Annotated in this window: 10 protein-coding genes and 1 pseudogene; 9 read left to right on the forward strand and 2 right to left on the reverse strand. The window is 72.4% G+C overall.

Features of this window, described 5'->3' with window-relative positions:
- Positions 1-102 precede the first annotated feature (102 nt).
- The gene (locus ABD093_RS10375; RefSeq protein WP_343924277.1) at positions 103-2,679 is read right to left on the reverse strand and encodes an FAD/NAD(P)-binding protein; all 2,577 of its coding nucleotides are present in this window, start codon (positions 2,677-2,679) and stop codon (positions 103-105) included.
- A gap of 145 nt (positions 2,680-2,824) precedes the next feature.
- On the opposite strand from ABD093_RS10375, the gene ABD093_RS10380 reads away from it, so the two are divergent.
- From ABD093_RS10380 to ABD093_RS10415, 8 genes and pseudogenes are all read left to right on the forward strand, one after another.
- Entirely contained in the window at positions 2,825-3,865 is a 1,041-nt protein-coding gene (locus tag ABD093_RS10380; RefSeq protein WP_193115830.1) for an amino acid ABC transporter permease, read from the forward strand.
- Between the two features lie 176 nt (positions 3,866-4,041).
- A pseudogene (locus tag ABD093_RS10385) lies at positions 4,042-4,779 on the forward strand (amino acid ABC transporter ATP-binding protein); the annotation flags it as partial.
- 203 nt (positions 4,780-4,982) lie between these two features.
- Positions 4,983-5,999, forward strand: coding sequence for a transporter substrate-binding domain-containing protein (locus ABD093_RS10390; RefSeq protein WP_343924279.1), 1,017 nt, complete (start codon positions 4,983-4,985; stop codon positions 5,997-5,999).
- Positions 5,996-7,015 (forward strand): transporter substrate-binding domain-containing protein, encoded by a 1,020-nt coding sequence (locus ABD093_RS10395; RefSeq protein ID WP_343924281.1) that lies wholly within the window; start codon positions 5,996-5,998, stop codon positions 7,013-7,015. Before ABD093_RS10390 ends, ABD093_RS10395 begins: the two co-directional genes overlap by 4 nt.
- Positions 7,012-8,010 carry an LLM class flavin-dependent oxidoreductase gene (locus tag ABD093_RS10400; protein WP_343924283.1) on the forward strand — a complete coding sequence of 333 codons (999 nt, stop codon included), beginning with the start codon at positions 7,012-7,014 and terminating at the stop codon, positions 8,008-8,010. The genes ABD093_RS10395 and ABD093_RS10400 overlap by 4 nt, the downstream gene beginning before the upstream one ends.
- Positions 8,007-9,386 (forward strand): LLM class flavin-dependent oxidoreductase, encoded by a 1,380-nt coding sequence (locus tag ABD093_RS10405; RefSeq protein WP_343924285.1) that lies wholly within the window; start codon positions 8,007-8,009, stop codon positions 9,384-9,386. Before ABD093_RS10400 ends, ABD093_RS10405 begins: the two co-directional genes overlap by 4 nt.
- Positions 9,387-10,007: 621 nt before the next feature.
- On the forward strand, positions 10,008-10,925 hold the full coding sequence (locus tag ABD093_RS10410) for a LysR family transcriptional regulator (RefSeq protein ID WP_193115836.1): 918 nt from the start codon (positions 10,008-10,010) through the stop codon (positions 10,923-10,925).
- A 77-nt stretch (positions 10,926-11,002) separates the two neighbouring features.
- Positions 11,003-11,527, forward strand: a complete 525-nt coding sequence (locus ABD093_RS10415; protein ID WP_343924287.1) for a hypothetical protein — start codon at positions 11,003-11,005, stop codon at positions 11,525-11,527.
- Positions 11,528-11,696: 169 nt separating this feature from the next.
- Here ABD093_RS10415 and ABD093_RS10420 read toward each other — a convergent pair whose 3' ends face one another.
- Positions 11,697-11,981, reverse strand: a complete 285-nt coding sequence (locus tag ABD093_RS10420) for a YciI family protein (protein WP_193115837.1) — start codon at positions 11,979-11,981, stop codon at positions 11,697-11,699.
- Positions 11,982-12,158: 177 nt separating this feature from the next.
- Between ABD093_RS10420 and ABD093_RS10425 the strand changes: the two genes are divergently transcribed.
- On the forward strand, positions 12,159-12,779 hold the full coding sequence (locus ABD093_RS10425) for a helix-turn-helix domain-containing protein (protein ID WP_343924289.1): 621 nt from the start codon (positions 12,159-12,161) through the stop codon (positions 12,777-12,779).
- Positions 12,780-12,781 lie beyond the last annotated feature (2 nt).

The raw sequence follows: 12,781 nt of genomic DNA on the forward strand, positions 1-12,781 counted from the left end.
AGTTGCGCACACATCACATGGGCCGAGCGTCACGAGAGTCGTCGCCCGGACGTGCCGGACCAGCGCTGTGCGCTGCCGGGCAAGCCAGCCGGGGCTGCTTCCTCAGGCCACGCGCACCTGCTCGCGGTGGCGACGATGCAGCTCGTCCCGGGTGCTCCAGCCGCTGAACAGCCCGGCTCCGGGCTCGAGGTGGCGCCCGGCGGCGAGGGCGCCGAGCGCGACCCCGTCGTAGCCCAGGCGGTTCAGCAGAGCGGCGACCACGTCGGCCGCGCGGGAGTCATCCGCGGCGACCGCGATCGCCCGGCGTCGCGGATGCCCGGATTCCCTGCCCTGATCCTCGACGTCGTGATAGCCGATGTGGTTCAGCGCCTTCACGACGCGGGAGCCGGTCAGGTGGGTGGCGAGCAGCTCGCTCGTCGAGAGCTCGTCGCGCAGGTCGCCGGCCCCGAGGCGAGCTGCGGCCACCGCGAGGGCGTCGGCCTCGCCCCAGGGGTTGGTGGCGTCGATGACGATCGCGCCGCGCAGCACCTCCGGATCGATCGCCAGGGCCACATGCAAAGGCACCGTGAGCGCCACGACGTCGCAGGTCATCGCGAGGGCTTCGGCGTCCACGGGGAGCGCGCCGGGGAGCTTCGCGGCGATCGCCGGGGCCGCGGCGCGGCCCGCGACCTGGACCTCGAGGCCGCCGCGCAGGGCGGTGCGGGCCAGGGCCGTGCCGATCTTGCCGGGACCGAGGATCCCCAGGCGCGGCGCCGTCAGGGCACGGGGCAGCGGGTCGCTCAGGGCAGGGTCGCTCAGCGCCGGGCCGCCCGGAGCGGCTCGCCCCGCGCGGCTCGGGGCAGCGGGCACCGCGCCGGGCCGCGCGGTCCGCCCGGACAGGGCGAGCGCCGCGTCCAGGATCTCCCGGGCCAGGGCATCGTTGCGGCGATGGCAGGGCGCGTTGGTGCGGGGGCGGGCAAAGGCGCCGATCGGCAGCTCGGAGGTCCAGGGGCCCACTGCCCAGAGCCCCTCGTGCGCGGTGCCGTCGGGCGCGATGACCCGGTATCGCGCGTCGACCTCGAGCTTGCCGGCCGCCGCGGCGGATTCGCGCCCCACAGCGCTCTCCCCCGCGACCAGATCCCGCAGCAGAGGGTTCGTGGACTCCACGAGCGACGGCTCGGGCAGGAATGCATCGACCAGGGCGGTGGCGGAGACCTGCACGCCGGCGCCGCCGCGTGCCACGAAGCGCCCGGTGACGTCGTCCGCGCAGACGCGGGTGCGCGGGCCGAGGAACCGGACGACGCCTGCGCGCTCGAGGGCGAGCAGCTGGCGGAGGCGGTGCGGGGGCGGGCCGGAGTCCACGAAGCTGAACAGCGAGTGCCACCAGTGCGGATAGACGCCGCGCGAGGACTCCCGCAATCGGCTGGCGGGCAGCTGGTCTACGAGCACTCCGTGCAGGCGCAGCAGCAGCTGGAACAGCGCCCGGGCGGAGCTCACGTCGCCCTGGGTGCGGGAGCGCAGGTCGTGCTCGATGTGGCGGACCACGGCGTCGCGGGCGGCCCGACCCGAGGCATCCGCACCGAGCCAGGCCAGCGGATCATCGAGCCAGGCCAGGGGCTCCTCCCTCGGCTGGGCGCGCGGGGCATCGGGCACCCATCGCGCCACCTCGGCGGCGATCAGGGGCACCACGTCGGCCCGGAAGTCGAGGCGCCCCTGGGCGTCCTCCCGCTCCCGGAGCTTCTCGGCGGTGACGTGCACGAGGTCGCCGGGCCCGGCAGGATCGCCCTCGCCGCGCACCTTCGAGTGATACGGCACGCCGCGACGCGAGCCGACCCAGAGCCGGGGCTCACCACCGGAGGGCCGGTACTCCACGCGATCCGGGTCCCCCGGCAGCGGGGAGGGCTCGAACCGGCCGCCGCGACCCTCGGTGAGCAGTGCCATGAGGTCGATGAAGCCCAGGCCCATGCCGCGCACGATCGTCTCCTGTCCGGCGGCGAGCTGGTCGAGATGGGCATCGCCGGCCTGCGAGGGTGCCAAATAGGCGCCGCCGTGGCGCCGGGCGAAGGCGGCCAGCTCATGGCGCGCGGCCGACGGGCGGGAGTCGGTGTGGCCGGCGGCGAGCACGAGCAGGTCGGCAGGCAGCGGATCGCGCTCCTCGAGCTCGACGCTCCAGCTCGCGGGCCCGCGTCGGCGCACGGCGGTCGCGGTGGTGCGGTGCACCGCGACCGTGACGGTCGCCGGCAGGGCCGAGAGCACCTGCCCGAAGAACCACTCGAGGTAAAGCGCCTGCACGCGGCGACTGGCGAAGCTGGTGGTCTCGAGCGCGTGGATCTCCGCGAGGCGATCCGTGCCGGCGGTGGGCGCGGCGATCGTGCCACGACGGATCCCGTCGGCCCACTGGGCCAACGAGGGCCCTGCGACGATCGGACCGTCGCAGTCCACGGTGTCGTCGGTGAAGATCGAGACATCGGCCGCGCGCGAGTTCATCAGCAGCAGCGGGCTCTCGGTGGCGCGCCAGATGCGCCCGGCGCCGGGCATGTGCGGATCGACGATGTCCACGTGCAGCCCGGTGCGCGCCAGCTGCGCGGCCTGCTCGGGCAGCGCAGCGCTCGCGCCGAGGCGTTCGAGCACGCCGATCGCTCGCGGTCCGCCGCCGACGATCACGAGCCGGGTGCTCGCCGCGCTGATCCGAGAGGTCATCTGGAGATCCCTTCCGAGGTGATTCTGTGTCGCACTGTGACGACCCATAGCCGCCGCCTTGCATGTCCATTAGGTTCGCTTATACCGTCGGGCAGTGCAAGCCATGTCCGCCCTCGCGTTCATGCATCGTCACGGAAGGCACACCATGACCTCCTCCGCCGTCTCCGAAGAGACCGCACGCCACGTCCCCCAGGCAGCGGCTCCCGCCGTCTCCGGGCACGCCTCGGCGACCGGAGCCGAGTCCATGCCGTGCCAGCCCTCGCCGGTCCCTGCCGAGGACCTCTCGCACCTGCGTGTGGTGCCGGCCCGCCATCCGGGCCGTGTGGTCCTCGCGGTCGTCGTCGGCCTCCTGGTCGCCCTCGTCGCGTACTCCTTCGTGACCAATCCGCGCTGGGAATGGGGTGTGGTCGCCCAGTGGTTCCTCGCCGAATCGATCCTCCGCGGCCTGCTGGAGACCCTGAAGCTCACGGTCCTCGCCGGCGCGGTCGGGTTCACCCTGGGACTCGTGCTCGCCCTCATGCGCCTGTCCCCCTCCGGTCTGATCTCCGGGGTGGCCTGGACGTTCTCGTGGATCTTCCGGTCCACGCCGCTGCTGGTTCAGCTGCTGCTCTGGTACAACCTCGGCTATCTCTACGAGCGCGTGACGCTGGGCATCCCGCTCACGGACATCACCCTCGTCGACGCCCGCACCAGCGACCTCATGACCCCGATGCTCGCCGCGATCCTGGGGCTGGGCCTGCACCAGGCCGCCTATGCGGCGGAGCTCATCCGCGGCGGGATCCTCTCCGTGGACCAGGGGCAGCTGGAGGCGGCGAGCGCGCTCGGCATCCCGGCCCGCGACCGCTCACTGCGGATCGTGCTGCCCCAGGCGATGCGGGCGATCCTGCCCACCGCGTTCAACGAGATCATCGGCCTGGTCAAGGGCACCTCGATCGTCTACGTGCTGGCCCACGCCGAGCTGTTCTTCACGATCCAGCTGATCTACGGACGCACCCAGGAGGTGCTGCCGATGCTGCTGGTCGCGACCCTCTGGTACGTGGTGATCACCTCGCTGCTCTCGATCGGGCAGTACTACATCGAGCGCCACTACGCGAAGGGCGCCGTGCGGAACCTGCCGCCGACGCCGCTGCAGAGCCTGCGCGCCCGGTTCGCCCGCCGTTCCACCCCGACGGGAGCTGTCGCATGAGCATCCTCGACCGCCTGCGGGGGCGCGGCATCTCACGCCCTCACCTCATCCCGGAGATCGGATCCGATTCCGAACCGGCCCTCCGATTCGCCGAGGCGGATCGGCACGCACCGGAGCCTCCTGCTCACGCACCCTCAGCGCGCCCCGCTGCCCGCTCACGCGGCGGGCTCGTCGAGATCCGCGGCGTGCACAAATCCTTCGGGGACCTCGAGGTGCTGCGCGGCATCGACCTGCAGATCGCTCCCGGGTCGGTCACGGCGGTGCTGGGCCCCTCCGGTTCCGGCAAGTCGACCCTGCTGCGCACGATCAACCACCTCGAGACCCTGGATCAGGGCCTGATCAGCGTGGACGGCGAGGTCATCGGGTACCGCCGCGAGGGCGACCTGCTGCACGAGCTGCCCGAGCGCGAGGTGCTCCATCAGCGCACCGCGATCGGCATGGTGTTCCAGAGCTTCAACCTGTTCGCGCACATGACGGCGCTGCAGAACGTCACCGAGGCGCCGCGTCGGGCGCTCGGCGTGCCTGCCCGTCAGGCCGAGGCGCGGGCCCGCGAGCTCCTCGCCCTGGTGGGGCTCTCGGACAAGGCGGACGTGTATCCGCGCCAGCTCTCCGGCGGCCAGCAGCAGCGGGTGGCGATCGCCCGGGCCCTGGCCCTGGAGCCGAAGGTGCTGCTGTTCGACGAGCCCACCAGCGCGCTGGACCCCGAGCTGGTCGAAGAGGTGCTCGCGGTGATCCGGTCCCTCGCTCGGGCCGGCACCACGCTCGTGATCGTCACCCACGAGATCTCCTTCGCCCGGGACGTGGCGGACACGGTCGTGTTCATGGATCAGGGGCTGGTCGTCGAGCAGGGGCCCCCGTCCCGCGTGATCGACCATCCCGCCCACGAACGCACCCGGTCCTTCCTGCAGCGCGTGCGCACCGGCACGGAGGATCCGGACTCCCGCCCGGCACCGGCCCCGGCGTCCCCCGTGCAGCAGCCCGTCTCCGGTGCCGCTCCCGAGCGGACGGCCCCGCCCGGCGATCTCGCCGGCGTCGGCTCCTCCCATCCCCCCGTCATCGGCGCGGACCAGGCCACCAGCCGCACCCCGCTCCCCCGTCATCACTCCGAGGACCACTCATGACCCGTTCCCGCCTGCTCTCCGGCCTCCCGTCCCGTCGCGCCGTCACGGCCGCGGGCCTGCTGCTGCCCGTCGGCCTGCTCGCCGCCTGCTCCGATCCGGTGCCCACCGCGTCCGCCGGGGGCACCGCCTCCGACGGCGGCTCCGGGGCGTCCGACGGGGGCGGCTCGGGCGCCGGTCCCATCGACACCTCGGGCAGCCAGGAGCTGATCCGGGCTTCTGCCGATGCGGAGGCCGCCGCCCTGCTGCCCGCCGAGATCGCCGAGTCCGGTGTGCTGCGCGTGGGGATCAACGGCACCAGCGCCGCCCCGCTGTCTTTCCTGGCCGACGACAACCAGACCTACATCGGCTCCGAGATCGACATCGCCCGGATCGTCGCCGACAAGCTCGGCCTCGAGTTCGAGCTGAAGCTGACCACCTGGGAGAACTGGCCGCTCAAGCTCGAGGCCGGGGAGTTCGACGTGGTGCACGCCAACATCGGCATCAACGCCGAGCGGCTGCAGAAGTTCGACTTCGCCTCCTACCGGGCGGCGTACATGTCCTTCCTCGCGAAGAAGGGCGCCGACTTCTGGCTCGAGGACGCCGACTCCCTCAGCGGGCGCATCATCGCCGTGGGCAATGCGACCAATCAGGAGCGGATCCTCACCGACTGGAATGCGGAGCTCGAGGCCGCCGGCAAGGAGCCGGCCGAGCTGAAGAACTACTCGACCGACGCCGACACCCTGCTGGCCCTCGGCTCCGGCCGGGTCGACGGCTACCTCTCCCCCTTCGCCTCGCTCTCCTTCGTGGCCTCGCGCCGTGACGACATGGAGCTGCAGGGCAAGATCAACGCCGGTTGGCCCGACGAGACGCTGGTCGCGGGCACCTTCCCCACCGGCAGCGGCCTCGCCGAGCCCTATGCGGCCGCGCTGAACGCCCTCATCGAGGACGGCACCTACGCCCAGGTGCTCGAGCGCTGGCAGCTGACCGAGGAAGCCGTGACCACGTCCCGCGCCCACACCCAGGAGAACCCGTGAGCGCGCTCCCCTCCCGGCGCACCATCGCGAGTGCCGGGCTGCTGCTGCCCGCAGGTCTGCTCGCGGCCTGCTCCGATCCGCTCCCCGAGGCGCAGGCCGGGGGTGCGGGCTCCGATTCCGGCTCCGCCGCCGGTTCCGGCTCCGGGGCGTCCGACGGCGGAGGGGCCACGGCGACCGGACAGATCGACACCTCGGGCACGCAGGAGCTCATCCGCTCCACCGCTGATGCCTCGATCGCCGCGCTCCTGCCGCCCGAGATCGCCGAGTCCGGCGTGCTCCGGGTGGGCATCGGGAGCGAGAGCTTCGCCCCGCTCTCCTTCCTCGCGGACGACAACGAGACCTACATCGGATCGGAGGTGGACACCGCCCGGCTGGCCGCGGACACGCTCGGCCTCGAGCTCGAGATCGCGCTGACCAGCTGGGACAACTGGCCGCTCAAGCTCGAGGCCGGCGAGTTCGACGTGGTCCACTTCAACGTCGGCGTGAACGCCGAGCGCCTGGAGAAGTTCGACTTCGCCTCGTACCGCGCGGCGTACGTCGCCTTCCTCGTGCAGAAGGGCGCGGATCTCCGCCTCGAGGATGCCGACTCGATCAGCGGGAGGATCATCGCCGTCGGCGGCGCGACCAACCAGGAGCGGATCCTCATCGATTGGAACGCCGAGCTCGAGGCCGCGGGGAAGGCGCCTGCGATCTTGAAGAACTACTCGTCCGGCGCCGACACCCTGCTCGCCCTCGGCTCGGGCCGGGTGGAGGCCTCGTTCGCCCCCTATGCGACCCAGACCTTCATCGCCTCCCGCCGCGACGACGTCGAGGTGCAGGGCCGGGTCGAGGAGGGCTGGCCGGACAAGACACTCATCGCGGCGACGTTCGATCGCGGCAGCGGGCTCGCCGAACCGTATGCCGCGGCGCTCAACGCCGTGATCGCCGACGGCACCTACGCCCAGGTGCTCGAGCGCTGGAACCTCGCCGACGTGGGGCTCCCCGAAGCACGCGTCCACACGAAGGAGAAGCCATGACCACCACCGCCTCCCACCTCGGCGCCCACAGCGCCGACACCCAGAGCGCCGATACCTCGAGCGCCCAGGAACAGCGCCCGGGCCTGCCGGTCCTCGCCGTGGACCTCGTCAGCGATCCCGCCCTGCTGGGCTCGTTCGCCGCTCTGGCCCACGATCTCGAGCGCGCGGGCATCGGCGCCCTCACGATCAGCGACGGCGGGCTCCACCCGATCCATGTCGCCTCCTACCTGGCTCCGCTCACCGACGCCATCGCGCTGCTGCCGCGCACCGATGCCGTCTACGTGGAGCCGTTCCACCTGGCCACGCAGCTGATGAGCCTGGACCACATCAGCCACGGTCGTGCCGGGTGGCTGCTCACGGCGGAGACCGATCCGACGGTGGCCGCGACCGTCGGCCGCACCACGCTGGGCCTGGAGGACACGGCGCGTGAGGCGGCCGACGTGCTCGAGGCCTCGCGTCTGGTGTGGGATTCCTGGGCCGAGGACGCCGTGGTGCGCGATACCGCATCGGGCGTGTACGTGGACGCCGCGCGCCTGCAGTACGCCGATTTCGAGGGCGAGTCCTTCGCGGTGCGCGGGCCGGCGATCACCCCGCGCTCCCCGCAGGGCCTGCTCCCGGTGCTGATCGCCGATGCGGACCGTGCCGCCGTCGGCGAGCGCGTCGCGACCGAGCTGGCCGATGGCCGCGTGCTCGACCTCGACGTGTCCACGGGCGCCCGCCCCGATGCCGTCGTCGACGCCGTCGAGCGGGCGCTGGCCGAGGATGCCGGTCCCGCCGTGCGCCTGGTGCGCCTGGTGGGTCTGGACCTGGAGGCCGATCCGCTGGGCACCGTGGTCGAGCTCTCCGCCGCTCTGCGGGAGCGCGGGCTGCTCGCCGCGGCCCCGTCGGCCGGGCAGAGCCTGCGTGACCAGCTGGGCCTGCCCGTCGCGGCCCGTGCCGCCGATCCTGCGCGTCGCTCCGACCGCGCCCGTCTGAACTCCGAGGACCTCGCATGAGCACCACCGCCCCGTTCCGCCCCGCCGCCGACACCGAGCTGTCCGCCGAGGCCGCGGCGCTGGCCACCGGCCCGGCCGAGCACCCGATCCATCCTGCGCACACCCCCACCGGGCAGCTGTCCTTCGGGGCGTTCTTCCAGGGCGTGAACTCCTCGACCATCTGGCGACTGCCCGCCAGCGGCGACCAGGTGGCCTGGGAGTCCTTCGAGGCGCTGGTCCGCACCGCCGAGCGCGGGAAGTTCGCGGCGTTCTTCCTGGGCGAGGGGCTGCGGCTGCGCGAGCACCGCGGCGTGCCCTTCGAACTCGATGTCGCCGGTCGGCCCGACGCGCAGACCCTGCTCGCGGCGCTGGCCGCGATCACGGACCAGATCGGTCTGGTCGCCACGCAGAACACCACCTACAACGACCCCGTGGACCTCGCCCGACGGTTCCAGACCCTCGATCTGCTCTCCGGGGGCCGGGCCGGCTGGAATGTCGTGACCACGGACAACGCCTGGACCGGGGAGAACTTCCGGCGCGGCGGCTACCTCGACCACGAGGATCGGTACGTGCACGCCGAGGCGTTCGTGGAGGTCGCCCAGCAGTTCTGGCGCGGCGAGCAGATCGAGCACGACGGTGCCCACTACTCGGTGCGTGCCCACGGCGACCTGCCCCGCTCCGCACAGGGCCGCCCGGTGCTGTTCCAGGCCGGGGCCTCCCCCGCCGGGCAGGACTTCGCCGCCCGCACGGCGGACGTCATCTTCTCCCCGCACGGCACTCTCGAGGCGGCGGTCGACTTCCGCCGCAGTATCGCCGAGCGCACCGTCGCGGCGGGTCGCGAGGCGAACAGCGTGAAGATCCTCCCAGGCGCAGAGGTGGTGCTCGCGCCCACCGAGAAGGAGGCCGACGAGAAGATCCGCTGGGTGCGCGACCTGCAGGTGGGCCCCGAGCAGGCGATCGCCCTGCTGGAGCAGTACTGGGGCCGCGACCTCTCGGACTTCGATCCGGAGGGCCCGCTGCCGGACGTCGCGCCGGAGGTCGCGGAGTCCGGGGTGACCCGTGGTGCCGGCTTCCAGTTCGCCAAGGCTGAGGAGCTCACCCGCGCCTGGCGCGAGGAAGCCGCGGAGAAGGGCCAGTCGATCCTCGAGTTCGCCCGGGTCAAGGCCGGATCCCGGCGCGGCACCTTCAGCGGCAGCTACGAGGCGGTCGCCGATCGTCTCGTGGAGTTCGCACAGCTCGGTGCGATCGACGGCTTGAACATCACCCCGTGGCTGATCCCCTCGGGCTTGGACGACATCGTGGACCACCTCATCCCCCGCCTGCAGGAGCGCGGCGTGTACCCGACCGACTACGCCGGCTCCACGCTGCGGGAGAACCTGGGGCTGCCGCCGGTCTGATCCTCCACTCCGAGGGCGTGTCCGGCGCAGGCACGCCACGGCCTCGAGGGCAGGCGTCGCCCCGGGCTGGCGCCCGACGCCGCAGGCTGGCATCGCCGCAGGCTGGCGCCCGACGCCGCAGGCTGGCATCACCGATTGTGCGCTGGAGACCTATGTTGCGGCCCCGCATAGGTCCCCAGCGCACAATTGCGGAGCGCCGCGACCCCGGGCCAGGCCTGACCCCGGGCCTGGCCTGGCCTCCGAAACGTCGGACCGTCGGATCTTCGAGCTACACGAAGGGCCCAGCTCGACCAACGAGGCGTCCGGCGAGCGGGTGACGGAGGAGCAGGCCCGGTAGTTCGATCATCCGCCTGCACGGGCTCCACGCTGCAGGAAGAACTGGGCCTGCCTCAGTGCAAAAAGCCGCCACCTTTGCCCTGACGAGGGTCACGGGGGTCACGAAGTTGGGGAAATGCACCTTGCGTTCCCCCAACTTCGTCACGCTGGGCAGGCGGCCCAGCGGAAGGTCCGGCTGGAGGCCGCGGACGGAGACCTCGGCCAGAGTTTCAGGCGTACATGTCGGGCTGAGCAGTGTGCCTCAACCCATAAGCAGGGCTTGCCACCCGGGCCTACCATGGAGGTATGGACCCTCGTCGCCTGCTCATCTTCCGCACCGTCGTGCGCAACGGCTCGATCGGTGCCGGCGCGCGCGAGCTGGGCTGGACCCAGCCTGCCGTCTCCCAGCACCTCGCGGCGCTCGAGAAGGAGGTGGGCACCCAGCTGCTTCTGCGCTCCTCCTCCGGGATCACGCCCACCGAGGCGGGCGGGCGCCTCGCCGCGCACGCCGAGGCGATCGCGGCCCAGCTGCACGCCGCCGAGGAGGAGCTCGCGGACATCACGGCGCTGCGCCGCGGCACCGTGAAGTTCGGGACGTTCCCGTCGGCCGCCGCCGTGCTGCTTCCGCCGGTGCTGGCGCACCTGGCGGCGACCGCCCCGGATCTCGAGGTCACCTTCTCCGAGCTGGAGCCGCCGGACGCGATTCCGGCCGTGCGCGAGGGCGCTCTCGACCTCGCCCTGGTGTTCCGCTACCCGTGCAGCGACATCGACGACGAGGGCACCCTGGAGTGGACCCCGCTCCTGGAGGACCGCGTGATGGCCGTGCTGCCGCGCGAGCATCCCCGAGCCGAGGACCCGGACCTGACCCTGGCGGACCTGGCTGAGGATCCGTGGATCGCGGGCTGCGAACGCTGCCGGGCGAACCTGCTCAGCAGCGCCCGTCGGGCGGGCTTCGTGCCGAAGATCCGCCACTCCACCGACGATTCGATCGTGGTGCAGCGCCTGGTCGTGCACGGCGGTGGCGTCGCGCTGATGCCGGAGACCGCGCTCGAGGCCGCTCCCCCGGCCGACGACGTCGTGGTGCGCCACCTGCCGGACCTCGATGACCGCATGATCGGCCTGATCAACCGTCGTGGGGCCCTGTCGATCCCCGCCGTCGGCGCCCTGCGCGATGCGCTCGTGGCCGAGACCAACACCCGGCTGTCGACCGCGGCGATGATCTGAGTGCTCCGTGCCCACGCAGGTCGCTCTGCACACCCGGCGCTCCTGCTGCGCTCAGCGAGCCCCTCTACCCTGGACCGATGACCAGCCCTGACGCCTCCGGCCCTGCGCCCGCGCCCCGCACCCGTGCCCCGCTCTCGGCGTGGTGGCGGCCGGCCCTGCTGCTGGTGGGCGGACTGATCGCGGCTGGCCTGCTGGTGCTGGCGCAGCAGCGGATCGCCGCCGTGGCGGTCGTGCTGTTCTCGCTGTTCATGGCGTACTGGACGAGCCCTCTGCATGCCGGCCCCCACACTCCGCTGGCCACCGCCCTGCGCCGCCGCGGGGACGACGTGACGATCGTGCTGTGGGCGCCGGGGAACCCGCTGTCCGCCCGGTTGCAGACCGCGATCCGCAGCCCGCGGGAGGACGTGATCTGGGTGAACGTCTATCAGGATCCCGCCGCGCAGGTGCTGCTCGCGGAGCACGGCGGGGCCGACGCCGTGCCGCTCGTGATCGTCGGGGACGAGGTCACTCCCGCGGCGAGCGTCGTGCAGCTGCTGGACGCCCAGGCCGAGGGTCGGGAGCGTGCTCAGAACGGGGACCAGCCCGGGGGCACCACACCGTAACGTCGATCCCCGTCGCGACCGTTGGATCCACTCGCGAACGCCGCATCCAGTGGCGCCTGGCGTCCAGGCTGCGTATATGGAGGCGAGGCTGCACGCCACTCGCCAGTGGGCACGACGCCGGAACAGCACCTGATGCGCCACGGTGACCGACGCCGGGCCGGCCCTCGCCTCAGGCTCCGGGCAGCTCGCCGATCGAGACGGTCCACTCGCGGGCGCTGCGCTCGATGATCACGCCCTCGCGCAGGAAGGGGTCGCCGTCGAGGGCGGCCAGCGCACCCTCCTCGGAGTCGGCGCGCACGACCAGCAGACCGCCGGGGGTGCCGGTGAACGGCCCTGCCAGCAGCAGGGTTCCAGCGGCGAGGAGCTCGCGCAGGTGATCGCGATGCTCCGGCCGCACGGCCTGCGTCTTCTCGGCGTCGTCGGTGTAGGTGTACTGCACGGCGAAGAGGGCCATGGTCGCTCCTGAGGTCGAGGGGGCGGCCGACGACGGACGACATCGGCGCGGGTCTGCTCGACATCGTGCCGCATGCACGCTCTGCGCGGCACAGACGTCCACGCCTCCGAACTCAGATCTTTACTTCTCCGGATTTCCGGATAACCTGAAGGAGTATCCGCACCGGAGAGGGACACCATGGCTCAGAACTCACCTGCCGACCTGTTGCTCGCCCGCCTCGAAGCCCTCGAGTCGCGGGTGCACGAGCTCGAGGACCGCGCCCCGAGCGCTCCCCTGTCGGCCCCGAGCTCCGCGTCGACCGGCGCCGAGAGCACTGGGGCCACCGGAACCTCGGGATCCGCTGGATCCGCTGGAAGCACAGGAGACAGCGGAGCCGCAGGAGGCACCGACGTCGCGGATCCGTTCTGGGCCCTGACCGCCCTCAAGGAGCACGAACCCTCCCCCGGCGCCGTGGTGTTCGCGGGCGCCATCGACGTCGGGCTCGGACACCTCGAGTACCAATGGGGCCGGCCCGTCGAGCACCTGCTGGCCGCCGACTGGGCGGAGCACGCCGAGCCCGTCGCGGCGCTCGGTCATCCGCTGCGCCTGGCGATCCTGCGCCGTCTCCTGGACGGCGAGCACACCGTCGCGCAGATCGTCGACGAGCTCGAGCTCGGCTCCACCGGCGTCGCCTACCACCACCTCTCCGCCCTGCAGAGCGGCGGCTGGGCGATGTCCCCGCGCCGCGGCAGCTGGAGCATCCCCGCCTCCCGGGTGGTCCCGCTGCTGGCGATCATCACCGCCCTCGAGAAAGGATGACC

The sequence above is a fragment of the Brachybacterium tyrofermentans genome (assembly GCF_039526165.1).
Classification (GTDB): Bacteria; Actinomycetota; Actinomycetes; order Actinomycetales; family Dermabacteraceae; genus Brachybacterium; species Brachybacterium tyrofermentans.

Excerpts from the sequence above, each read along its gene's own strand:
- ABD093_RS10425 (WP_343924289.1), top strand. The coding sequence starts at position 12,159 with ATGGCTCAGAACTCACCTGCCGACCTGTTGCTCGCCCGCCTCGAAGCC.
- ABD093_RS10415 (WP_343924287.1), top strand. The coding sequence starts at position 11,003 with ATGACCAGCCCTGACGCCTCCGGCCCTGCGCCCGCGCCCCGCACCCGT.
- ABD093_RS10405 (WP_343924285.1), top strand. The coding sequence starts at position 8,007 with ATGAGCACCACCGCCCCGTTCCGCCCCGCCGCCGACACCGAGCTGTCC.
- ABD093_RS10410 (WP_193115836.1), top strand. The coding sequence starts at position 10,008 with ATGGACCCTCGTCGCCTGCTCATCTTCCGCACCGTCGTGCGCAACGGC.
- ABD093_RS10390 (WP_343924279.1), top strand. The coding sequence starts at position 4,983 with ATGACCCGTTCCCGCCTGCTCTCCGGCCTCCCGTCCCGTCGCGCCGTC.
- ABD093_RS10375 (WP_343924277.1), bottom strand. The coding sequence starts at position 2,679 with ATGACCTCTCGGATCAGCGCGGCGAGCACCCGGCTCGTGATCGTCGGC.
- ABD093_RS10380 (WP_193115830.1), top strand. The coding sequence starts at position 2,825 with ATGACCTCCTCCGCCGTCTCCGAAGAGACCGCACGCCACGTCCCCCAG.
- ABD093_RS10420 (WP_193115837.1), bottom strand. The coding sequence starts at position 11,981 with ATGGCCCTCTTCGCCGTGCAGTACACCTACACCGACGACGCCGAGAAG.
- ABD093_RS10400 (WP_343924283.1), top strand. The coding sequence starts at position 7,012 with ATGACCACCACCGCCTCCCACCTCGGCGCCCACAGCGCCGACACCCAG.